Origin of the sequence: Vibrio aerogenes, assembly GCF_024346755.1 — a bacterium.
GTDB lineage: Bacteria > Pseudomonadota > Gammaproteobacteria > Enterobacterales > Vibrionaceae > Vibrio > Vibrio aerogenes.
This window is the reverse complement of the sequence record NZ_AP024862.1, coordinates 1,184,339-1,207,562: the sequence shown is the minus strand read 5'-3', so window position 1 is coordinate 1,207,562 and position 23,224 is coordinate 1,184,339. Positions and strand designations below refer to the sequence as shown.

Sequence of the window (23,224 nt, the reverse complement as noted above, 5' to 3'; positions counted from 1 at the left end):
CATTGAAGGAATCAATACCGGTAGAGTAGGCCAATCTTTTGCAATCGACCCCGTAAATGAACCGATGTTGAAAATTTCAAATACAGTCTCCCTGGCCGGATGGGAAATCGAAATGAATGCGATTCGGGCGATGGGAAGCGGCGGACAAAATGTCAATAAAGTGTCATCGGCGATTCACCTGCGATTTCATATTCAGCGTTCTTCACTACCTGCGGTATATAAGGAGCGGTTACTGGCACTGAATGACAGCCGGATTTCCGGGGAAGGCGTCATTATTATCAAAGCCCAGTCTTTCCGCACACAGGAACAAAATAGAGAAGATGCTTTGCAAAGGCTTGCTGAATTGATCCGTTCAGTGATGGTTGTACATAAAAAACGCCGGGCAACAAAGCCAACCAGGGCGTCTCAGGTCCGTCGGGTCGATGGTAAAAAAAAGAAAGGTCAGACAAAATCGCTGCGGGGAAAAGTGAACTATTAAGTGATGGTTTCCCAGCCACCGGGCTTCAGACAGGGTGTTGGATTCATTGCTCACGCTACACCCTGAAGCCCGTGCCGCCAGACACAATAAATGCTTAAATACCGCGGGCACACCAGACAACTTTGCCGGCAATCCGGCTTGGCTGTGCATCAGATGGTGTGATTTGCCAGCTGGGATATTCCGGATTATCACTAATCACCTGAATTCCATTTTTATTGGTTTTCAGGCGTTTGGTATGCAGGCCATCTTCGGTTTGCAGCAAATAAATGCCTTCACGGACCAGCTGGTGCTGTGATAAATCAACCAGGATCATATCTCCGTCTTCCAGAGTCGGATTCATACTATCACCTTTGACTGTGACAAAAGCGACTTGTTCTGAATGGACGCCAAGCTGAGAAGTGAGCCAGTTTTTATTGAAAGCAAAACTTTCACTGACTTCTTCACTGAAAGTCACACAGCCACTTCCCGCACTGGCTTCGACATCAAACTGGGGGGCAAATACCAGTTCTTTGTGACCGTGAGTTGTTTCCTGACCGGTACTGTGTTCTCCGGTCAATAACCAGTTCAGATCGATACGGAATGCTTCATAAAGTTGTTCCAGATAAGCGGTTGAAGGGCGGCTGGCACCACGACATATCCGGTAGATTGTGGAAGGTGATTTTCCGGTCAGTTGGGCAAAATGTTTTTTACTCCCGTTAGCCATATGGTCAACAAGGCTTTGAAACCGGCGGGCGAAGGCTGTTGTCATAGATAAAATCCTGTATATATAAACAGGTGTTTGATTGTAGCGGGATCGGGTGAGTTTGTGAAGTTCTGTTGGCCGGTAATTTTTAATGATCAGATAACCAGAGTTATTTTATGGGCTTTCACTGCAGTTTGTTCATGTGCTAAAATCGACGGTGTTATTCACTCGATTGATAAGGAGATTTTGATGATTGTTGTACGTATCCACCCGGCAAAGACTGCGAAGCTGAGTGCATTTTAATCTGTCTGAATCCTGAATTCAGATTCAATACTTTCCTTCCTTTCTGTTGCCCGGTGCTTTTTGACCGGGGTCTTATTGTTCATTGGACCCTGACTATTCCTTGTTTGAATAAATCGCAGAGAGTCGTCTGTGTGGGGAAAAACAATGAATTCAACATGGTCTTTAAGTCAGCTTGGCTGGCAGCCTGTTTTTCAGCAACAGCTGACATTAGATGATTACGATCATTACACCATCGCCCGAATTTCGGAACATCACAGAAGCCAATATATTTTGTTGTCCGAAACGGGGAAAAGTACACTTCAAATCCATCATTCTTATCCGGCGATGACCGTCGGTGACTGGGTATTGATTGACAGCGAACAACGGTTTGTCCGCTTACTGGATCGCGCTTCACTCTTCAGCCGCAAAGCGGCGGGCAGTAAAGTCAGTGAGCAGTATATTGCTGCAAATGTGGACACTTTATTTATTGTTTGCGCACTCAATCAGGACTTTAACCTTAGCCGGATTGAACGCTATCTGGCACTGGCACAGGAAGCGAGAGTTGAGCCGGTTGTGATACTGACCAAGCGGGATCTGTGTCAGGACGGCGCAGAGAAGCGAGCTGCAGTACAGGCGCTTGATCCAATGTTAATGATTGAAATGGTCAATGCGCTGGATATCGCTGACAGCCCGGTTCTGAATCGCTGGTGTAAACCAGGAAAAACGGTTGCATTTATGGGGTCATCCGGTGTCGGTAAATCAACGCTAATCAATATGCTGATGGGACAGACGGAGCAACTAACCGGAGGGATTCGCGAAGATGACGGCAAAGGCCGCCATACCACGACTTCCCGATCACTGCATTTTACGCCTGACGGTGGTGTGGTGATTGATACTCCCGGAATGCGGGAATTGCAGCTGGCAGACTGTGCGACGGGTGTTCAGGCAGCATTTGCCGATATCGACATCCTGAGCCAGCAATGTCGCTTTAGTGATTGTCAGCATCATGAGGAGCCCGGATGCGCTGTCCGGCAGGCGCTTAATGCAGGCACACTTGATCAGCGCCGGTTAAGTAACTATTTCAAATTACGGACTGAACAACAGAGGAATGCTGCATCTTTGAAAGAGAAGCGGGATAAAGCCAAACAGTTTACGAGGATGTGCCGGAATTATCAGAATCACTCCCGCAAAGAAAAGAAGGGGTATTAATCTGTATAAAAAAGCGCCGTTACGGCGCTTTTTTTTGATGAATCCCGGATGAAGTCCGGGATTAATTCTGACTGACTTCACCTAATTTCAGCCAGGTATCAATCACGGTATCCGGATTGAGGGAAACGGAACTGATTCCCTGTTCCATCAGCCAGGCTGCCAGATCATCATGATCTGAAGGGCCCTGACCACAGATCCCCACATATTTTCCTGCTTTTGTGGCTGCATCAATCGCCATTTTAAGCATGGCTTTCACTGCTGGGTTACGTTCATCAAATAAGTGGGCAACATCGCCGGAATCCCGATCCAGACCTAATGTCAGCTGCGTCATGTCGTTGGAGCCAATTGAGAAACCATCGAAGTATTTGAGGAACTCTTCAGCCAATACAGCGTTTGAAGGCAGTTCACACATCATAATGACTTTCAGGCCTTGTTCGCCACGGCGAAGTCCGAACTTAGACAGCAAATCAATCACCGAAGCAGCTTCACTCACGGTCCGGACAAACGGAATCATGACTTCCACATTCTTCAGGCCCATGTCATGACGAACCCGCTTCAATGCCTGAGTTTCCAGTTCAAAACAATCTTCAAAGACCGGTGAAATATAACGTGATGCCCCACGGAAGCCCAGCATTGGGTTCTCTTCATGGGGTTCGAAGCCCTGACCACCAATCAGATTACCATATTCATTTGATTTGAAATCTGACATCCGGACAATCACACGTTTTGGCCAGAATGCAACCGCAATTGTGGCAATCCCTTCGGTCAGCTTGCTGACATAAAAATCGATAGGATCTTTATATCCCCGGATTCGTTCACGAATCTGTGCTTTCAGCGCATCACTCTGAGCATCGAAATTCAGCAGGGCTTTCGGGTGAATACCAATCATTTTATTGATGATAAATTCGAGGCGTGCCAAACCAACCCCTTCATTCGGCAATTGAGCAAAGTCGAAGGCACGATCCGGATTACCAACATTCATCATCACTTTGGTTGGCAGCTGAGGCAGCTCATCAACCGAAGAGCGCCGGACTTCGAAATCCAACAGTCCCTGATAGACATAACCGGTTTCTCCTTCAGCACAGGAGGCCGTCACCATTTCACCATCGGTTAATGCTTCAGTCGCGTGACCACAGCCCACGATGGCCGGAATTCCCAGTTCACGGGCGATGATCGCCGCATGGCAGGTGCGTCCGCCCCGGTTAGTGATAATCGCTGACGCTTTTTTCATCACAGGTTCCCAATCGGGATCGGTCATATCTGTGACCAGAACGTCTCCGGGCTGAACCAAAGACATTTGATCGAGTGAGCTGACTAACCGGACAGGTCCGCTGCCGATGCGTTGCCCGATAGCCCGGCCTTCAATTCTGATCTCCGCTTTATGTTGCAGTTGAAAACGTTCAATCACATTCTGATTGTTTTGTGAACAAACCGTTTCAGGACGTGCCTGGACAATATATAACTGGCCGTCAATGCCATCTTTAGCCCATTCAATATCCATTGGCCGCTGATAGTGTTTTTCGATAATCATCGCTTGTTGTGCCAGCGATTTGATTTCGTCATCGGTCAGAGAGAACTGGTTTCTTTCAGCGTCAGAAGTATCAACAATCTCAACCTGCTTACCAATTTCCTGATTATCGGAATAAATCATTTTAATCAGCTTGGAGCCGAATGTTTTTTTCACTATAGGGGCCTGACCCGCTTCAAGGAGTGGTTTATGAACATAAAATTCATCCGGGTTGACTGCGCCCTGTACCACCATTTCTCCAAGTCCCCAGGCCGAAGTAATAAATACGACCTGATCAAAGCCTGACTCTGTATCCAGCGTAAACATGACACCCGAAGCTGCCTTATCAGACCGCACCATGCGCTGAATACCGGCTGAAAGGGCAATTCCCCGGTGGTCGAAACCCTGATGGACCCGGTAAGAAATTGCGCGATCGTTAAACAAAGAAGCATAAACATGTTTGGTTGCTTCCAGGACGGCATCAATCCCTTTCACATTCAGAAAGGTTTCCTGCTGGCCGGCAAATGATGCATCTGGTAAGTCTTCAGCTGTTGCAGAAGAGCGAACCGCGACTGAAACTTCATCATTACCTTCGGTAAGTTCGATATAATTATTCCGGATGTCCTGTTCCAGATCCGCCGGGAAAGGTGCTTCTAAAATCCACTGACGAATCGTACTGCCCGTTCGGTTCAATGCGTCAATATCATCGACGTCTAACTCATCGAGTAATTGATGAATTCGCTCATCCAGCCCCTGATAGTCAAGAAACTGGTTAAAAGCCTGAGATGTTGTTGCAAATCCGTTTGGGACTGAAACGCCTGCATTGGTCAGGTGAGAGACCATCTCACCCAGTGAAGCGTTTTTACCACCAACCAGATTGACATCATTCATCGACAGGTGATTGAACCAGAGCGTGTTTTGTTGCATATCCTTCTCCAAGATATATTGTTTTTGTAGGGAGCAATCGATTGCATTCTGGCGATGTAAAAATCAATGATGAATTTTTAAAGTTGCCGGGAATGTCCTTGAATGCCGGGTTTTGTTATCGGTATTATTCTTAAATGCTTCGCGGTTGTTAAATCTCACAACTGCTGTATGGTAGCTTACTCAAATTTATTTTAAATTTTAAACAAAATATGCAAAATAATCATCAAAGTCGTGATGTATTCTATGTTTCCGACGGAACAGCGATTACATGTGAGACATTAGGTCATGTTGTTCTGGGTCAGTTTGCACTTGTTGCACATGAAAAAACTTTCCCATTTATTGAAACTGAAGAGAAGCTGAGTGAACTGCTTCGTACCATCGATTTATCTTATCAAAAAAATGGTATACCACCGCTGGTATTTTTTTCAATTGTTATCCCTGAAATAAGAACACAACTTTTACATTCGCCAGCACTATGCTACGACGTGCTTGAAAGTCTGGTGCAGCGTGTGAAGGATGATTTACAACTGGAACCGAAGCCCAAATTACACCGCTCCAGGAGTGTCAGCAAAGATGTTGATACTTATTACGACCGGATTGCTGCGGTTGAATATACACTGGCACACGATGACGGCATTACCCTGAAAGGGATTGAGCAGGCCGATATTATCCTGCTGGGTGTGTCCCGTAGCGGAAAGACGCCGACCAGTTTATATATGGCGATGCAATTTGGCCTGAGAGTGGTGAACTATCCGTTTATTGATGATGATCTGAAACGGTTAAAGCTTTTGCCTGAATTTGAAATCCACCGGCATAAATTATTTGGTCTGACGATCGATGCGTCGCGGTTAGCCGAAATTCGTCAGAGCCGGCTTGCTGGCAGTGATTATGCAAGCTTGCGTCAGTGCGAAGATGAGCTGGCTGAAGTCGAAGCATTATTCCGCAGAGAAGCCGTGCCTTATATCAATACCTCATCCTTATCAGTGGAAGAAATTTCAACCCGGATTTTGGAAAAAGCAGGTTTAAAACGCCGGTTGTTTTAATCTTGTTTATTTTAATGACATGCGACCGGCGTATAATTTGTGGCTGGTTTTGATGAAATAAGCAGCAGGTCACTATGTTAAGTCATCTTGTACAGCAGCTCTTCAGTGATACTCCGCGCTCGACCTTGTATCACTACACGACGCTTGGTGGTTTGTTAGGTATTGTTCAGTCAAAAGTACTGTGGGCCAGCGATGTTCGCTACATGAATGATGCCGCTGAGCTGCATCACACGCTGGGGTTACTGAAGCAGACGATTCAGGAAAGAATTCAACGGGGAGATGAACAGGCCGGTTTGCTGAAGCATTTTTCCCACTGGATTAATCAACGTCTGAATAAAGGGCATATGTTGTTTGCTGCCTCTTTCCGGGCGAACGGTAATTTGCTGAGTCAGTGGCGTGGGTACAGTACTGTAGGGAAAGGGGTCAGCCTTGGCTTTCATCCGGAACATATTATTCACTGGGCCAGGGAGCAGCAATTTCAGGCCGGGCGGTGCATCTACGACCCTTACCGGCAAAAGCAGCTGGTTGAACAGGCTGTCGATGCAGTCTGCAGAATGAACCTGCCGGAAGAGGCGTTGTTTGCGGCGGTAGAAACTGATTTGCTTCGTCTGGCTGTTTTACTGAAGCATCCGTCTTTCCGGGAAGAAGATGAATGGCGGGTGATTCTGCCGGTTGTCCATCATGAGCTGGATGTCAGGGTGAAATTCAGGGAAGGGAATGCGATGCTCAAACCCTATACCGAATTTGCGCTGTACAGTGCTGAGCAGCCAATGGCACTGGAGCACGTTTATCTGGGACCAGGGCCCGATCCGACACTCTCGGTCAATTCTTTGCATCTGTTTTTCCACCAGCATCAGTTAATGCCCTGCCGGGGGATTGCGGACAGCAACATTCCATACCGGGCGTGTTAATTCCCTGTTCCCGGCCTGAAGGCATCGCTGGCCGGGGCTGGTTTGTGAAATGAATGACTCATCAAAATGAGCAGAGCATCAAACCTCGAACTGATTGACTAACCCGATCAGTTCACCTGCCTGAGTGTTCAAAGTGTGACTGATTTGGCGGTTATCGTTGGCGATATCTGCCGAATGATGACTTTGATCTGAAATCGTGGTGACGCGCTCGGAAATGTCTTGTCCAACCTGGCTCTGTTCTTCTGTCGCAGTGGCAATTAATGCATTCATATCCATGATAGTGCCAATGGCATGAACGATATCCTCCAGCGCCTGACTTGCGGCATTTGCCTGATTTACACTGGTATCACTTTGACTGACACTCATCTGCATGGCCTGCACTGCTTCTTCTGTCGCTGATCTTAACCTGAGCAGTACATCGTTAATACTGCCGGTACTTTGTTGTGTTTTTCCTGCCAGTTTTCTGACTTCATCAGCAACAACCGCGAATCCACGCCCCTGCGCGCCTGCGCGGGCAGCTTCAATGGCAGCATTCAATGCCAGTAAATTCGTTTGTTCGGCAATATCCTGAATCACATCCAGTGAAGAGGCAATCAGGTGAACATTGCTTTCCAGGCGGGTAATAACCTGACTGGCCTGTTCGAGCTGTGACGCCAGTATTTGAACGGAATTAACGGCAGCGTCAACTGTTCCCAAGGCGTCTTTTGCCCGGTCATCTGCGGTCTGCGCTGATTCTGCAGCATTCATGGCATTTTGAGATATTTCATGCGCGGTCGTGGTCATCTCGGTAATCGCTGTTGCGACTTGCTCAGTTTCTTCCCGCTGTGCGACTGCCAGAGTATCAGCCTCGTTTGCTCTGGATGTCATCTGTTTTGTTTCATCTGAGATTGTCTGGCTGACGTGTGTGACATTTTTTACAATGGACTGAAGGTTGGTCACAAAGATATTAAAGTTTTGACTGAGGTTGCTGAATTCAGGGATATGGAAGGATTCCATTCTGGCTGTTAAATCGGCATGCCCGCCGGCAAAAGAAGCAATTGATGTATCGAATTTTTTCAGTGGCGCCAAAATACTGCGGCTGATGAAAAAAGCAATCAAGGCAACCAGAATAACCACAAAGGCACAAGTTGTGACAATCGCAATCAAGCCCTCTTTTGTGGCCTGTTCAGAGCGCTTGTCCATGCTTTGGATGGTTTGTTCAACATCATCAATATAAAATCCGGTGCCAATTACCATGTCCCACTGAGACTCGTAGACATTGTAGCTGAGTTTTTCCGTCGGCTCGGTTGCACCAGGTTTGGGGAAGTAATATCGGGCAAAGCCACCCCCAGGCTTCTTCCCATTATTCACTATATCCCGGATAAAAAAGTTGTTTCTTGCATCTTTTGCATCCCAGAAATTTTGTCCGGTTCCCTTGTTGCTGCTTCCCAGAAAAAGCCGGGTGCCCTGGCTGTCATAGCCAAACATATAGCCATTTTTGCCAAATTTGATCGCAGAAAGCTCTTGTATTGCTTCTTCTCTGGTGGCATGACGGGCTTTGAGCTGTGTCAACGCTGAGTCAGCCAGCTCAACATAGGATTTCAGTTCACTCTCTTTAGCCTTGACCATTTGGGTGCGGACAGCTTGCATTTGGGTGGTATTCAATTCTGATATTTTCATCCCGGTAATTATCATCATGCTGACAACAGTCAGAATCAAAGGAATAAATGACAATATATAAAGACGATATTTTATTGAAATGTTAAACATATAATAAATCCTTGTTACACCATAAAGATGCCCACCGGGAATATAATCCGGATAATATGGAACCGTGTTCATTTGGGGTGGAACTATCAGAAGATAATAAATATGAGGGAATTTATTTACCCGTACAAATAATTTGTTCTGTTAATTTAAAATATGGAATGAGTCCCTCAAATTAAGTCCGGCTACTTATTGATGCAATAATGTAGGTACAATAAAAATAAATTATTTTTCTCTTATTGTGATTATTTATTCACTGGTATTTAGTCATCAACAGATTATTTAATCTCTCGGATCATGTTATATGATACATTTATCTTATTTTTAATAAACACTGACAGGTATTTTTTATAAAGATAACGCTGTGTTTTGAAAAAATAAATGTGAATGGCTATCTGATTCATAGCCATTGGTATACAGACAAGCACTGTTCAATCAGATTTTTTCTCTGACACCCGGACTGGTTTGGGCCTCCGGTATTTGAGTATCAATACGACAATGGCAATCTGCAAAATTGCGGTTAACAGTAATCCGGCAATTGTTTGTAACTCATTATATTTCTCGGTGTAAATATAGAGCGAAACATTACCTGTTGCGAAGGCAATCCATGTGATCAGAGAGACGCCATCGGCAGATTTTGTTTTAAGCAGATGAAAAAGCTGGGAAAGGGTTGCTACCGGAAAAATGATCGCCGGGATATAGCCAATAATGTCGATAATAGTCACTCAGACTCCTTTTCATAAATATACCCGTTCCCCCAACTGGTGCCTATTCAGAAACAGCTATTGCAGGTATTTTGGATATTTGCCACATAAATGACAGATTTTGGTTTGGGAAACAGAACAATATACCAGAATGAGATAAAGGATTCACGCTTTGGTTTTCATCTGATGAATCATTTTTATTTGAAAAGGACGCGGCATTGAGCTGCGGTGGTACTTGCCGATGACACGCCGGGTGAGCAACATGCTTTGGCTGAGGAATGTTTGGAAATCCATGTTTAATTACATGGCTTGACGGTGTCTCTCTGGGTTCAGGAACAAAACAAAATTGTCAGTGACAAAAAGGTATGAAATGACCCGAATTACTCGGTATCCGGTTGATGAATTTCTTTATCTGTCTGCCTGATCAATGTCTTAAGTAAGTTCGGATTCTCTTCCATCATACGGCCGATATATACCCAGTGCTCAATTTGTTTCGCCGCAGATCTGGACTGTGACTGACCTATTGCTCTGGCATTTTCTACCAGATTATTATCTAACCAAATACTTGTTGCCATATCGTGTCCCTCCGTGACAGCGTTTTGTCGTGGTTGACCTGATTTTTATTATTTTGTTTATTTCTTCATAAATCATACGGTTCATTATTTGTATGATCAGCAAGTGACATCATGTCATAAACGATGGTCAAATAGTAACTTAAATGCTGCAAAGAAGTCTTGCATATTTGTGCCAGGATCCAGAAGCTGATCACTGTTTATCATGAATCCTGTAATTATTTACAGTATGATATGTTTTAATAAAGAACCAGAGAAGACAAAGTTCACTTCGTTGTGGTGCATTTGTTTTCCTGTGCAACAAGTTCAGATTCGTTACCTATACTATATTTGTGACTTGATGAGTCATATTCCCAAAAAATTTGCCGCTATACCCAAGTGACCTCAAGATGCATATTCAGCGAGCATTGATTGGTTTCTGAGCAAGGCACACCTCCTTTATAAGAAAAGGGGGCAAACATAGTCATTCTACGTTGAAAATCAGTAACGCAGGACAGGAGCCAATCAATCTCGCCCTTCGGGAGCTCATCAACAGGTTCATTTCTGCGTCAAACAACCTTGAAAGGCGTCATCATTCCTTCGGTTATTTTCCTTGAACTGAACCTGTTGATGAAGCTCTGAATCCTGCATCTTGAGGTCACTTGGGTATATATGCTCAACGGATCCGGGATAACTCTCTACCGACTAAGTACGGGAAAGAAAATGAAACGACTGAATTTTATTCCTGTAATCGCATTGTTTATTACTATGGTTTTTGGCGATTATTTATATAACCGGACGCAATCAGGCCGTACACAGTTATGTCAATACCGTCAAACCATTGTATCCGGAAGAATCACTGGCGGAGATATCAGGAGAATCCTGAGCTTTGCGTTGACTTTATTCTTTTATTCAGTAAGTTACAGGCATATCAGTGTAATAAATATGATGGCATATCGATGGAAATTGTTTTTGTCCGGCATGGAACACCGGATTATACGCTGGCAGACCAGCGGCAGATGACTCAGCTCGAAAAGGATTATGCGCCACTTACCCGCGATTGTATCCCATTCATTTGCTCTCAGTCACAGAAGGCGGTATTTGCCGGTGCTGATCTCATGATTTCATCCCCTTATACCCGGGCACTTCAAACTGCTGAAATTCTCAACAGACCTCTGGGGCTGCCATTGTTTGTTGAACATGATCTCAGGGAATGGCGGGCAGATCTGGCTGGTGGATATATTGATTTAAGCGAAAGAGACCGTCGCTGGCAGGAATACCGGTCAGGGATAAAGTCTGGTGGCACTCAGCCGGATGCGTTATACGAATCCGCAGTGGATTTGAGAAGCCGGGCTCTGAAGGTTTTACAGCGATACAAGGATTGTAAAAAAGTGATTGTGGTTGCTCACTTTAATGTACTGGAAAGTGTGCTTGGTTATCAGAAAGATGGGATTGGATGTGGTGAGTTCAAAGTTTTCTCCCTTCAGGCTGTTGTCTCAGTTCAGGATACGGTATAAACCCGCTCTGGGGGGGAAGGGAGATTTATTCAGTACGAAATGCAAATATTCAGGATTGACTTCATTTTGGAGTAATCACAGTCGACACCGCGAATATTGGCTTCTATCCACTCCCCGGCATTGACTGTCTCAAAAGAAATTTTAAAGCCCGCATTGATTGTCAGATGTTCAAACAAAACCCGTTGTGCTCTGCCGTTTCCTTCACGAAAGGGATGAATCATGTTGAGTTCACAATAATAAAAAGCCAGCCTGTCAATAAAGCGGTCATAGCTCAGATCAGCCAGATAGTGCTCTTTTGCCAATGCAGAAAACAGCTGATTTGCCTGCTTTTCAACAAATGACATGTTACAGAACCGGGTGGTGCCTTTGGTGATATCAACCCGTCTCAGTTCACCAGCCCAGTCGTACAGGTCCTCAAATAAACGGGTGTGTATTTCACACAGATAACTTAAATCATAAGGCGGTTCAGCAAAGTCAATGGATGCGGCTGCCACACAACTCAGATCCCGCTCAGCCTCTTCAAGCAGGCTGGCCTGCTGAATTGAGAGTTTATTTTTCAGCACCCGTGTTCCGGGATAGCAATAAGGGTCATCCCCGGCACCATATTTATCCGACATGACGTAATTGCTCCTGAGCTTTTGTCGTGTAGAGTTTGATCAGCGCTTCTCTTTTTCTTTTGAGTTGTTGTTTATCCTGCTCCGGACTGAAAGATGCGGGATGTATGCCTTCCAGCCGCATACTTTCCTGATAATTCTGCACTTTGACAGCATCTGAATACGCTTTTTTTTCCGGGAATGAACCGAGTGCAGTTTTGCGTTTTTTCATGGTTTCGAGCCGGGCTGATTTTGCTTTGACAAGATCGAGTGAGATGAGCTGTTTTTTCAGCGCATTGCCTGACTCGAAAATACCCCATGATCGGACGTGCAGATAGCTGATTGGATCGTCAGCCGCTTTTTCTGTGACTTTCTCAATCCCCAGACCCAGCTCCGTTGTTAAAGTATGAATGACAGATTGTACCTTCCTTTCTGAAATGCCGGTTGCATTGGCGATGAGTTTTATATTTGGATATTTATACTGGATAAGTGCCGCCAATATTTCAAATTCATACTTCACAGGTCTCTCCGGTACGGCTATGTATAGAATTAAATGTATATCATATTTCGCAACACGCAAAAACATATGACCACTGTTCTTTGGTATATACCGGATAAAATCAGGCCACGATAAAACGTGGCCTGACCGGAAAAAACACTGATAAGATAGTTAAACTTTAAATTTCCCCATACTGTTTGCCAGCTGTCGGGCAATGTCCGACACATGATGGCTGGAGGCTGACACCGTTTCAGAAATCGTATTGGCTTCATCCGTTTTCGCTTTCAGGTCATGCATTCTGCCATTCACATCTTCGATGACAGAGCTTTGCTCTTCTGTTGCGGCGGCAATTTGAATATTCATGTCCTGAACGACGGAGATCAGTTGTTCAATTTCTTTAAATGCATTATGCATGGTATCTGCCATTTGCACCGATTCCCCCATCAGGCCGCTGCCGGCTTGCATAGCCTGCTGGGTTTCCTGAACGCCCTGAATCAGACGTGAGATCATTGACTGTATATCTTCAGTTGAATCCTGAGTTCTTTTTGCCAGTGTGCGCACCTCATCGGCAACCACTGCAAACCCACGTCCCTGTTCACCGGCACGGGCCGCTTCAATGGCAGCGTTAAGCGCCAGCAGATTCGTTTGATCGGCGATCCCGCGAATCACATCCAGAACCGATGTGATTTGCTCAGTATCTTCTGCCAGTGACTCAATTTTATCTCTGGCACTCTGGAAATGCTGAGCCAGCTCAGAATTCATTCCCTGATTTTGATCAACCAGTGACATACCGGATGCGGCTGCATTTTTTGCATCTTCGCTTTGAGAAGAGGTATTCTGCGCATTGGTTGAGATTTCCCTGACAGCCTGATTAATCTGTTCAAATGATTCAAATAACACCTCCAGATGATGTACCTGACTATGTGAAATGCCGCCGGTTTTCTGAATCAGCTGGTTTAAACCGGTATTTTCACGATTGAGTTCAGACACATTCTGGACCGCATTTTTGATCAGAAGCTGCAGTTGTTCGAGCAACATATTAACACTGCGTTCGAGCATGGAGAGCTCATTATCACCTTCGGCCGGCAACCGGGTCACCAAATCACCTTCTCCCTGAGAAATATCTTTAATTTTTTCCTGAATGGCATGCAGTGAATCTGAAATAAATTTGGGAATCAGATAAACAAAAACAGCACCAATAACCACGGAAAGAACACCAAATATGATATTCCACTCCTCCCGTTCAACAGCCAGTGATATGGCATGCGCTTTCTTTTCTCCGGCAATTTTGCCGACTAATTCACCCGCATTGTCTAATTGATCCCTGATAACAGAGAAATCTTTTTTCAGCGCCAGATATTCCTGAATTGCTTCCTCTTTTTTACCAGACTGGACCAGAGTAAATAAACGTGATGCTCTGTTTCTCCATTGATTAAACTGACGGTCAAAGTCAGAGAATTCAGAGCGAATTTCGGGGAACATTGCCGTTTTGTCGAGATATTGATGCATTCGATCAAAGACTTGCTGTGCATTCTCATCGAAGCGTGTTTTGGCATCCTGAAGAACTTTCTCTCCTGAAATCAGGATATCCTGCTGTGCTTCCAAAGCCTGATATAAATCCCGGTCTGCATTTAAAACGCTGCTTTGGGCTGGCATTAAAGAGGATGAGAAAAGTTTGATATTATCCTCTAAGTCTTTTATTCCTAATAGATTAAATGTACTGACACCAATTAATATTAATGTCATCAGGAGTAATGGTATCCCAATTTGATATCTGAATTTCAGACTTTTCCACATCATGTGTTTCCTCTGGAAATTTTAAGCCGGAAATTGTTTATATAATTATTAATATTAATGTAAAAGTAATGAACAGAATGAAACCAGTCAAATAACAAATGCTGGAAATGGGGGCAAAAAAATGTTTTTTACGACAATAATCTCTTTCATCAAAGACGATTCAAATTAAATTGTAACATGATGAAATTTGTTCCTGAATTTGAGACAAACCACCGGGTATATTCATTGGTAATCAATAGATACCGGGATAATTTATCTGTCATTGAGGGTCACACAAAGCAATTGCCACTTGATGAGTATGGCCATTCCTCCTTATAATGCTTATCGAACTATGTTTTTTATCCTGGAATATGATTGATGAAATATTATATCTGCTGGCTGGCGTCACTTTTACTGTTGAGTGGCTGTACGGTTAACCCGGCTGATTCTGAAGCCGAATATTTGAAAAACACACCACGTTATACGATGGAAGGACGTCAGGGTTACATGCCGGGGCGTGATATTCGCTTTGGTCAGTATCATGGCTCCGTAGAAAAAGACTGGGTCAATGCCCACGGCATCCGGATATTGGGCGACATGTTGTCCGATGATTCTCTGCAAAAGGTTTCGCTAAAGGTTCGGGATTCTGCACATCATTCTGCTTCAATCGGGTATCGACAGGCCTGTGGCTGGGATCTGCTGTCTTTTTTGAATGATGGCATGATAAAGCTATTTGACTTTAAAGGAAAAATCCATATGGGAAACAAAGTATGGACCTTTGACGACCCAACCCGAATCCGCTTCGGAACCCAGTGGTTCGGGCTGGATAAAGATGAACTCAGCAACACCTCCGGCGAGGTATATACCGTCACACTGGATGATAATGTTGTGGCTGAATTGCATTTATCGGTCTATTTAGGCGGGTTATCGCAGGCAGATTATGTCTGGATGGATGAAAGTCAATCTGCCGATGTGCAGTTGATGACTGCTTTACTGGTGACTTATGCGGCAACTTATGCGCCACCTCAGTGTCATGAATCTGAAAACAGAATTTGATGTTTCAGTGTTGTCATGGCAATTTTGTACAATTATTTTTGTTGGATTGAAGTAGTCTGGGGATATGAATGATATAACCCGGAAATGGAGTCATCATGGACATGACAACAGAGAGTATTCAACCCCGTTCCGCCTGGAATCTGTTTATCAAAGGAGCGATTGCAATGATGCCATTGAGCATTGCGGTGCTTCCCTGGGGGATTTTAGCAGGTTCTTATGCGCTGGATTCAGGCTTGTCCCCATTGCAGGGACAGGCACTGTCGGCCATTATGTTTGCTGGTTCTGCCCAGTTGGTTTCAATTGGGATGTTCAGTGCCGGAGCCGGATTACTGTCGCTGCTGATTACGATTGTATTTATTACTTCCCGTCACCTTTTGTATAGTATGTCGATGCGTGACCGCATCAGCCCGCTACCGCTTCGCTGGCGGGTTGTTCTGGGTTTTTTACTGACAGATGAGTTGTTTGCTGTCATGAATCAACGGGAGCAGAAAGCGTTTAATCGCTGGTATGCCCTCGGCGCCGGGCTGAGTTTTTATCTTATCTGGAATCTTGCCACGCTTGCGGGGCTGATTGCCGGTCATATGATACCAGACCTGAATTCACTGGGGCTTGACTTCGCTATTGCGGCGACCTTTATTGCGATTGTGATTCCCCAGGTGACGTCGTTACCTGTATTTGTCACCGTGTTTGTTGCATTGCTCATGTCCATTGTGCTGAATGCATTTCAGGTGGAAGGGAGTCTGGTGATCGCCAGTTTGTGTGCCATGGTCGCAGGTTATACGACAGACAGATGCCGTGGAGGTTGCTAATGGTCATGGCAGAAATTATTATTCTGGCTTGTGTTGTTTTTCTCAGCAGGTATTTGTTTCTTGCGCCGGGTATTCCCCTCAAGCCCGGGGCTGGATTGCAGCGTTTTTTAAGTTATTCCGGTCCTGCTGTTTTAAGTGTGATCTGGGCTCCGATCGTTTTTATGCCGGCCCAGAAGTTATGGATAAACTGGCACAATCCGTATCTGTGGGGAGCGCTTCTGGCTGGTATGATTGCGTGGAAAACAAAAAATGTACTGTTTACCACGGTCAGCAGTATGGCTGTGTTTTTAGTATTGCATTTATGGGTGTTACCTGACGTTAATTTTCATCTGCCCGGATGATTAAAATATGGTTTCAGGTTATTCTGACCGTTCGGGAGTGAACTCAGGCGGCCTCCGGATGCCGGTATTGTTGCTTTTGAGGAAAAGTACTGATCACGTGAGGAAAAGTACTGATCACGGATATCGTTATTTTGTATCTGAAATCAGTCCGTAAGCCAGAAATGATTCTGGCTTTTTTTGTCATATTTTGTTGATTTGTTTTATTTTTTGCCAGATTTTGGCCGTTTTTACAAAAAATTTGCTATCGCGGATTTTTGAAAGGTTTGATTATGAAATTCAGGTTGTTTAGCGCCTTTTGTCTATTGTTATTTTTCGTCCTGCCTTGCCGGGTGGGGGCTGTTGAACAGAATGTCTGGTATCTGGCCCACGCTGCAGACAAGTTTCGTCAGGGGTTCATCCGGGTGACCAATTTGTCTCAGACGCCCGGCAGCATTTGGTTGTACGGTATGGATCATAAAGGTAAAAAGACGCACACAGTCACACTGACAATTAAACCACAGCAAACCATTACGCTGAATTCTGAAGATATTGAAGAAGGGAATAAAGCCAAAGGACTGGAAAAAGGTATTGGCCCGGGAACAGAAAACTGGCGTCTGGTTTTAAACAGTGATCTGAATTTCAGGGTGAACAGCTACGAGCGTACCGGAGATGGTTTGGTGATCAGCCTGCATGATATTGTTAAAAGTAAAGACGGGCAGTTTGACGTGCCGTTTTTTAATCCGGGTTCTAACAAAAATCAAATCAGTGTTCTGCGTGTTTATAATGTCGATAACAAAAGAGCAACGGTAAAAATTACCGGCAAAGATGACAAAGGCCGGTCATTCGGGCCGGTGATCTTGTCGGTTACTGCCCAACACATCGCTGAAATTACTGCCGAAGAGCTGGAAAAAGGCAGTAATATTGATTTATCTTCCGGGCTTGGTAATGGTTCCGGCAAATGGCGGTTATCGGTGTCATCGAAAGAAAACATCCGGTTGATGAGTTTATTGAAAGATCCCAAAGGGCACGTGTCCAACTTATCCTCTGATGCTGCCGATGATTCTCACTTGTCGTTGTACTCGCGGAATTTTGAAAATGGCGGTGTGATTCCGTCCCGTTTCTCCTGTACGGATGTCGGCGGATATAACCAGCCTCCTGCATTTGTCTGGAGCAATGCCCCGGTTAATACAGAAAAATTTGCCCTGATTATGGATGATGAAATTGCGCCGTGTGGCATCCATTCTGATTCATGCCCACACTGGAGTGTGGTGAATATTCCCGGTGGTGTGCGGATGTTAAATGAGAACGCCGTTGTCAGCAGTTTGGGGGCGACAGAAAATCTCGATGGTTACTTTGGGCCATGTTCAAAAACTAATCATGCCTATAGTTTTACGCTTTATGCTCTCGGCTATGGAATGCCTGACATTTCAGCCAATATTTTGGGACAAAACGGGATTACCCGCAGCATGTTTGAATCAGCGTATCAGGCCTATATTCTGGATAAAACGACCCTGATGGGTGTCTTTCGTGTCGCACCTGAGCAAGATAAAGCCCCGTCGAAAAAGAAAGGCAAGACCAAAGTGAAGCCATAATGATGGTGGTTTAAATAGTGAGTATACGATGTTGATGACGGATGAAATCGTCATCAACACTTCGATTGTGATTTACATCCTTATAAAAGGCTGAATTGTGCATTGGGCGGGCTGGCAACCCATTCGGTTTCAATTAGTGTTTTTTCTCCGCTTTTCAAACGGGCCAGAAATATATCCCCATCCTGAATCATGCCCACGCCCTTGGGCGTTCCGGTCATGACGATATCGCCATCACATAATGTTGTATATGTTTTCAGTTCATCAAGAATAGTTTCCGGAGCGTAAATCATTTGCCGGACAGTGCCATACTGGACCCGGACACAGTTAATAAATAATTCGAAACTCAATGAAGTGATATCCATGCCTTTGAGCGGGATAAACCGGCTGAAAACAGCGGAATCGTCAAATGCTTTCGCCCGTTCCCAGGGGAGCCCCTTTTTCTTCAGGTATGATTGCAGTGTCCGTTTCGTCAAATCCAGTCCCAGCCCGACGGCATGGAACTGCTGATCTTTGATCAAAAAAGAGATTTCGGCTTCGTAGTGCAATGGTTCCTGATGATGAAAAGAAACAAGCTGGTCTGTGATGCTGCTGTTGGGCTTATGAAATACCACCATTTCTTCCGGAACGGCATTGTTTAACTCCTGAATATGCTCCAGATAATTGCGCCCGACGCAGAGCACTTTACCGGGTGTCCATTTTCGGTTTCCCAGACGAACCGTATTCATGTCGTCATCCTTGATTGTGTCGAGTGGTGCGATTAGTTTAACTGATTCGGGGAGATAACCAAGACTTTGTCTGACCAGAGTGGCCAGTCAAAGTCGGTTTTTGAAGCAGAAACGGATTTATCGTATGTGATCCATCAGCCTGATTCAGAAAAGGTCGTAGTTCAGCCACATGTGTACTGCGATACTGGCGATGTAACCCAGTAAAATCACGGGTGTCCATTTCAGGTGACTCAGGAATGTATAACGGCCACGCGCTGCGCCCATCAGAGCGACACCGGCAGCTGAACCAATTGATAGCAGGCTTCCCCCGACACCCGCAGTGAGCGTGACCAGCAGCCAGTGACCTGTTGGCATGACAGGATCCATGGTCAGCACAGCATACATCACCGGAATGTTGTCGACGATTGCAGAAAGAATACCGATGAATGAGTTTGCCCATAGTGGATCCCACTGGGTATAAAGGCAGTGAGACACCAGCTCAAGATAACCAAGCAGGCTCAGGCCACCGACACACATGACGACACCATAAAAGAACAGCAGGGTATCCCATTCGGCATGGGAGATACGCTGGAAGACATCGAACGGGACGACAGAACCCAGTCTTTTCAGTGTCGCTTCATCATTATTTGCTTTCGCCTGGGCTGTTTTCTTCTCGACATAACCATTGAATGTTTTACGCAGGAAGAAGCCGAACATCTGAAGATATCCAAGCCCCATCATCATACCGACAACCGGCGGGAATCCGAATGCAGTGTGGAAGCTGACCGCAGTGCAAATCGTCAGTAAGAACAGGGCAATGATTCTTTTTGCGCCTCTTTTGGCTGAAACATGCTCCGCAGTCGACTCCGGTACACCTTTGGGCAGGAAGAAGAACATGATGATCGCAGGGACGAAGTAGTTGACCGCGGACGGCAGGAACAGGTCGAAGAACTGGAAGAATGATGTTTTTTCAGCCTGCCAGACCATCAGGGTGGTGATATCCCCAAATGGGCTGAATGCGCCACCGGCATTGGCAGCAATGACAATATTAATACAGCAGAGATTAATAAATTTTCGGTTGTCTTCGCCCACTTTCATGATGATGGCGCACATCAGCAGTGCCGTTGTCAGGTTATCTGCAACAGGAGAAATAAAGAAAGCCAGCAGCCCGGTTATCCAGTAGAGCGGCCGGTAACCAAAGCCTTTACTGACCATCCAGGATCTCATTGAATCAAACAGGCGACGCTCTTCCATGGCATTGATGTAGGTCATCGCGACGAGCAGGAACAACAAGAGTTCTGAGTATTCCAGTAAGTTATGTTCGAAAGCCTGTTTAGCGACTTCCATTTCTCCGTATTGTTGATAAACGTAGCCGATAATCGCCCAGATAAGTCCCGCCGCCAGAAGAACGGGTTTGGACTTTCTGAGTTTGACCAGCTCTTCCAACATGACAATTGCATATGCAACAATAAATAAAATCAGGCACGAATAACCAATCGGAGAAGAAGTTAACTGGGGAACACCAGATTCTGTTGACGCAAAGACAGAAGACGGGAAAAAAAAGAAAAACATCAAAAAACAAGACAGAAATTTGAACATCATGGCAACATCCATATAGAAAGAGTGATCTCAGTCTAATAGTCCCATCTGAATAGCAATGTGAGTTAAATCAAGAAATTTATCGTTTTTTATGAAACAAAAGGCATCAATATTGACATATAAAAAAACAGAACTAGCAGAATCAATAGAACAATAAATTTGATGAATCATTCACTTGATTTATATTTTTATGCATGTAAACCTTATTTTCCTCACTCAGTTTTATCGTCAGATGACGGATAGGGTATGTTATTCCGGACAACATCACCACACAAGTGACGGAACCAGCGTCCGCCGGGATCTTCGGCCATGGCTTTTGGCCAGCAGATGTAATAGCGTGGGTCGGGAAATTCAAAGGGCAGATCATGGATGACCAGATTAAATTGTTCCTGAAACCGCTCTGCAAGTAACCGGCTGGAACTCAGCAGCAGGTCCGTTCTTCCGACCGTTGCCAGTGCTGCCAGAAAATAAGGGGTCCGGAAAGTAAAATGACGCTCCCGGACCCGCTCGGCAAGGGCATCATTCATGTAAATCCGCGAGCTGCCGCCGATATTGACCAGAATATGGTGATAATTCAGATAGTCATCCAGTGTAATCGAAGATTGTTGTGCCAGCGGGTGGGTGGCCGACATAATACAGCCAAACTTTTCATGCCCCAGTAACTGGCGTTCATAAGAGCCCGGTAACTGAATATATTCACTGCATAACACCACATCGGCATGATTATCTGTGGTGTGCAGCAGGCTGGTTTCTGTCACTGTACTGGTTTCAAGTGACGCATGTCTCGCATGCTGATAAAACTGAGATGCGATAAAAGGGACGTAAGCCTGTGCCTGGTAGTGTGTGGTTTGCAGACGAAAAGTCCGGTCTGTGTTTTCCGGAGAAAAACGCTGAGGTGAGGTCAGACCGGCCATATTTTCGATCATCACCCGGATGGGACGTTCCAGAGCTGTTGCTTTGGCGGTCGGGATCATGCCTTTTGATGTCCGGATAAATAGCGGATCATGAAATGCGTCACGGAGTCGCTGCAGTAACCGGCTCATGGCGGACTGGCTGAGAAACAGCCGGTTTGCTGCCCGCCCGACGTTTCTTTCTTCCAGCAGATAGAGCAGCCCCATCAATGATTTCATATCTAAGTGTTGTAACTCCGCTGATAACATGACTAAATCCCGGTTAATGCATAATAGTTAGGAATATTATGCATTGGATAATCAAAAAAGAGAACTGCATGATAGAGGTATCAGTTAGAGCGTATCAGGAAATCAGGAGCCGGTTGTGAATGCATCTCGCGGATTTATTTATGGTTTATTTTTCAGTTGTACCACTGCGTTATTTTGGGGAATGTTGGCGATTGCATTAAAACTGACGGCTGATTTTACTGACCCGGTGACGTTAACCTGGTTTCGTTTTATGGTCGCAGGTGTCATTGTGCTTCTGTTGCAACAGCGTAAGAACAAGCTGATTCAGTTTCAGGGGTTATCAAAAAAAGAGTGGCTGAGGCTGGCGCTGGCTGCAACTTTCTTGATTATCAACTACACCTGTTATGCCTGGAGCCTGGTATACCTGACCCCCGAAGCCAGCCAGTTATGCATGCAGGTTTCTCCGCTGTTTTTATCTTTGGGCGGGCTGATTGTCTTTAAAGAATATATTTCCCGGATGCAGTGGTTTTGTTTCGCCTGTCTGTTTGCCGGACTGGTGATCTTTTTCCATCCGGTGGTTGAAGGGGGCGCTGAGCAGGAAACAGCCACATTAATCACAGGCATGCTGATCATTCTGGTTTCTTCACTGTCGTGGTGCTGTTATGCGTTAGTCCAGAAGTCTTTATTCAGCCGGCTGGACTCATCCAATATCCTGTTGTTTATCTATCTGTTTGCGATGGTTGTCATGTTACCTTTTACTTCACCGGCGGGGTTAACCCGGTTATCCGCAGAAGATATGATGATTGTGCTTTTCTGCTGTCTGAACACAATCATCGCTTATGGTGCTTTTGCTCAGGCACTGCGCTACTGGGAAACTGTTCAGGTCAGTTCAGTGATTGCGATGACTCCCGTGGTTACATTTTTGATGATTGGCCTTTGTGTTTTCATGAACTGGTGGCCGGATGTGATTCATGCAGCATCTGCAGACTGGCTGAGCCTTGCAGGAATGGCAATGGTGGTTTTGTCTGCAATCAGTATTCAGGTGCTGAGTAAGGTCAACGCGAAGCGAAAAGCAATTGCACAAGAGACTGACAATATGGCCGGGGCGTCCGCAGCGTAGAGCAAAGTAAAAGCCTGCCTGCGGCAGGCTTATATCGGAAGGCTTTTACCAAAGTGCCTTATACCAATCACATCAAATACCTGATGAGAAAATCAGTGGAATTGGTATTCATCAGACGACCAGCGTTAATGGTCTGGCAACCAGAGAGGCCATTAAATTTTCTTTTTCAGCAACAGCGACAAAGTTTTGGAAGTGTGCGGTTTGCTGATGTTGCTCCAGTACCTGCTCCGATGCCCAAATTTCCCGCATAATGAACAAATCCGCTTTCGTTTCATCCCGGTATAATTCGTAAGCGACACATCCTTCTTCTTTTCTTGATGCTTCAACAAGTATTTTCAGCTGGGCTTCAATGGCTTCGGCTTTACCTTGATGTGCCTGAATTTCAGCAATTAAACAGAATTGAGACATGGTGATTCTTTTCCTTCTATGATTTGAGATAGATATTCAACTGATTACTGAT

General features: G+C 45.2%; 22 protein-coding genes. 10 read left to right on the top strand and 12 right to left on the bottom strand.

Annotated features, from left to right (window positions below; genetic code table 11):
- The first annotated feature begins 64 nt into the window (after positions 1-64).
- Positions 65-478, top strand: a complete 414-nt coding sequence (arfB, locus tag OCV29_RS22665) for an alternative ribosome rescue aminoacyl-tRNA hydrolase ArfB (protein ID WP_073604974.1) — start codon at positions 65-67, stop codon at positions 476-478.
- A 94-nt stretch (positions 479-572) separates the two neighbouring features.
- On the opposite strand, the gene OCV29_RS22660 is transcribed toward arfB, so the two are convergent.
- A complete protein-coding gene (locus OCV29_RS22660; protein WP_073604950.1) occupies positions 573-1,226 on the bottom strand; it encodes an XRE family transcriptional regulator in 654 nt (217 codons plus the stop codon).
- Positions 1,227-1,607: 381 nt separating this feature from the next.
- Here OCV29_RS22660 and rsgA point away from each other — a divergent pair, with 381 nt between their 5' ends.
- Positions 1,608-2,651: a ribosome small subunit-dependent GTPase A gene (rsgA, locus tag OCV29_RS22655; protein ID WP_073604952.1), complete on the top strand. Its 1,044-nt coding sequence runs from the start codon at positions 1,608-1,610 to the stop codon at positions 2,649-2,651.
- A gap of 61 nt (positions 2,652-2,712) precedes the next feature.
- Here rsgA and ppsA read toward each other — a convergent pair whose 3' ends face one another.
- Positions 2,713-5,085, bottom strand: coding sequence for a phosphoenolpyruvate synthase (ppsA, locus tag OCV29_RS22650; protein ID WP_073604953.1), 2,373 nt, complete (start codon positions 5,083-5,085; stop codon positions 2,713-2,715).
- A gap of 209 nt (positions 5,086-5,294) precedes the next feature.
- Between ppsA and ppsR the strand changes: the two genes are divergently transcribed.
- Both ppsR and OCV29_RS22640 read left to right on the top strand, forming a co-directional pair.
- Positions 5,295-6,128: a posphoenolpyruvate synthetase regulatory kinase/phosphorylase PpsR gene (gene ppsR, locus OCV29_RS22645; protein ID WP_073604954.1), complete on the top strand. Its 834-nt coding sequence runs from the start codon at positions 5,295-5,297 to the stop codon at positions 6,126-6,128.
- Positions 6,129-6,202: 74 nt separating this feature from the next.
- Entirely contained in the window at positions 6,203-7,039 is an 837-nt protein-coding gene (locus tag OCV29_RS22640) for a DUF2971 domain-containing protein (RefSeq protein WP_073604955.1), read from the top strand.
- Positions 7,040-7,117: 78 nt separating this feature from the next.
- On the opposite strand, the gene OCV29_RS22635 is transcribed toward OCV29_RS22640, so the two are convergent.
- The 3 genes from OCV29_RS22635 to OCV29_RS22625 all read right to left on the bottom strand — a co-directional run bounded on the left by OCV29_RS22635 (position 7,118) and on the right by OCV29_RS22625 (position 10,064).
- Complete coding sequence (locus OCV29_RS22635) at positions 7,118-8,788, bottom strand: methyl-accepting chemotaxis protein (protein ID WP_073604956.1); 1,671 nt, start codon at positions 8,786-8,788, stop codon at positions 7,118-7,120.
- 428 nt (positions 8,789-9,216) lie between these two features.
- Entirely contained in the window at positions 9,217-9,510 is a 294-nt protein-coding gene (locus OCV29_RS22630) for a PQ-loop repeat-containing protein (protein ID WP_084193433.1), read from the bottom strand.
- Positions 9,511-9,869: 359 nt separating this feature from the next.
- Complete coding sequence (locus tag OCV29_RS22625) at positions 9,870-10,064, bottom strand: TA system antitoxin ParD family protein (protein WP_073604957.1); 195 nt, start codon at positions 10,062-10,064, stop codon at positions 9,870-9,872.
- A 935-nt stretch (positions 10,065-10,999) separates the two neighbouring features.
- Between OCV29_RS22625 and OCV29_RS22620 the strand changes: the two genes are divergently transcribed.
- On the top strand, positions 11,000-11,557 hold the full coding sequence (locus OCV29_RS22620) for a histidine phosphatase family protein (RefSeq protein WP_073604958.1): 558 nt from the start codon (positions 11,000-11,002) through the stop codon (positions 11,555-11,557).
- Between the two features lie 29 nt (positions 11,558-11,586).
- Here OCV29_RS22620 and OCV29_RS22615 read toward each other — a convergent pair whose 3' ends face one another.
- From OCV29_RS22615 to OCV29_RS22605, 3 genes are all read right to left on the bottom strand, one after another.
- On the bottom strand, positions 11,587-12,174 hold the full coding sequence (locus OCV29_RS22615) for a putative adenosine monophosphate-protein transferase Fic (RefSeq protein WP_073604959.1): 588 nt from the start codon (positions 12,172-12,174) through the stop codon (positions 11,587-11,589).
- The gene (locus OCV29_RS22610) at positions 12,164-12,670 is read right to left on the bottom strand and encodes a YhfG family protein (protein WP_073604960.1); all 507 of its coding nucleotides are present in this window, start codon (positions 12,668-12,670) and stop codon (positions 12,164-12,166) included. The genes OCV29_RS22615 and OCV29_RS22610 overlap by 11 nt, the downstream gene beginning before the upstream one ends.
- A 150-nt stretch (positions 12,671-12,820) precedes the next feature.
- Positions 12,821-14,449: a methyl-accepting chemotaxis protein gene (locus OCV29_RS22605; RefSeq protein WP_084193434.1), complete on the bottom strand. Its 1,629-nt coding sequence runs from the start codon at positions 14,447-14,449 to the stop codon at positions 12,821-12,823.
- Positions 14,450-14,803: 354 nt separating this feature from the next.
- Between OCV29_RS22605 and OCV29_RS22600 the strand changes: the two genes are divergently transcribed.
- The 4 genes from OCV29_RS22600 to OCV29_RS22585 all read left to right on the top strand — a co-directional run bounded on the left by OCV29_RS22600 (position 14,804) and on the right by OCV29_RS22585 (position 18,202).
- A complete protein-coding gene (locus OCV29_RS22600; protein ID WP_073604962.1) occupies positions 14,804-15,481 on the top strand; it encodes a hypothetical protein in 678 nt (225 codons plus the stop codon).
- A 95-nt stretch (positions 15,482-15,576) separates the two neighbouring features.
- Entirely contained in the window at positions 15,577-16,290 is a 714-nt protein-coding gene (locus OCV29_RS22595; RefSeq protein ID WP_073604963.1) for an AzlC family ABC transporter permease, read from the top strand.
- Entirely contained in the window at positions 16,290-16,631 is a 342-nt protein-coding gene (locus tag OCV29_RS22590) for an AzlD domain-containing protein (protein ID WP_073604964.1), read from the top strand. Before OCV29_RS22595 ends, OCV29_RS22590 begins: the two co-directional genes overlap by 1 nt.
- Before the next feature lie 269 nt (positions 16,632-16,900).
- The gene (locus OCV29_RS22585) at positions 16,901-18,202 is read left to right on the top strand and encodes a YbhB/YbcL family Raf kinase inhibitor-like protein (protein ID WP_084193435.1); all 1,302 of its coding nucleotides are present in this window, start codon (positions 16,901-16,903) and stop codon (positions 18,200-18,202) included.
- Between the two features lie 80 nt (positions 18,203-18,282).
- Here the strand turns inward: OCV29_RS22585 and OCV29_RS22580 are convergent, their stop codons facing one another.
- The 3 genes from OCV29_RS22580 to OCV29_RS22570 all read right to left on the bottom strand — a co-directional run bounded on the left by OCV29_RS22580 (position 18,283) and on the right by OCV29_RS22570 (position 21,665).
- Complete coding sequence (locus OCV29_RS22580) at positions 18,283-18,927, bottom strand: fumarylacetoacetate hydrolase family protein (RefSeq protein WP_073604966.1); 645 nt, start codon at positions 18,925-18,927, stop codon at positions 18,283-18,285.
- A 144-nt stretch (positions 18,928-19,071) separates the two neighbouring features.
- Entirely contained in the window at positions 19,072-20,505 is a 1,434-nt protein-coding gene (gene nhaD / locus OCV29_RS22575; RefSeq protein ID WP_073604976.1) for a sodium:proton antiporter NhaD, read from the bottom strand.
- Between the two features lie 212 nt (positions 20,506-20,717).
- The gene (locus tag OCV29_RS22570; protein ID WP_073604967.1) at positions 20,718-21,665 is read right to left on the bottom strand and encodes a LysR family transcriptional regulator; all 948 of its coding nucleotides are present in this window, start codon (positions 21,663-21,665) and stop codon (positions 20,718-20,720) included.
- Between the two features lie 115 nt (positions 21,666-21,780).
- Between OCV29_RS22570 and OCV29_RS22565 the strand changes: the two genes are divergently transcribed.
- Positions 21,781-22,764, top strand: coding sequence for a DMT family transporter (locus tag OCV29_RS22565; RefSeq protein WP_073604968.1), 984 nt, complete (start codon positions 21,781-21,783; stop codon positions 22,762-22,764).
- A gap of 111 nt (positions 22,765-22,875) precedes the next feature.
- On the opposite strand, the gene OCV29_RS22560 is transcribed toward OCV29_RS22565, so the two are convergent.
- A complete protein-coding gene (locus OCV29_RS22560) occupies positions 22,876-23,172 on the bottom strand; it encodes a putative quinol monooxygenase (protein ID WP_073604969.1) in 297 nt (98 codons plus the stop codon).
- Between the last annotated feature and the right edge of the window lie 52 nt (positions 23,173-23,224).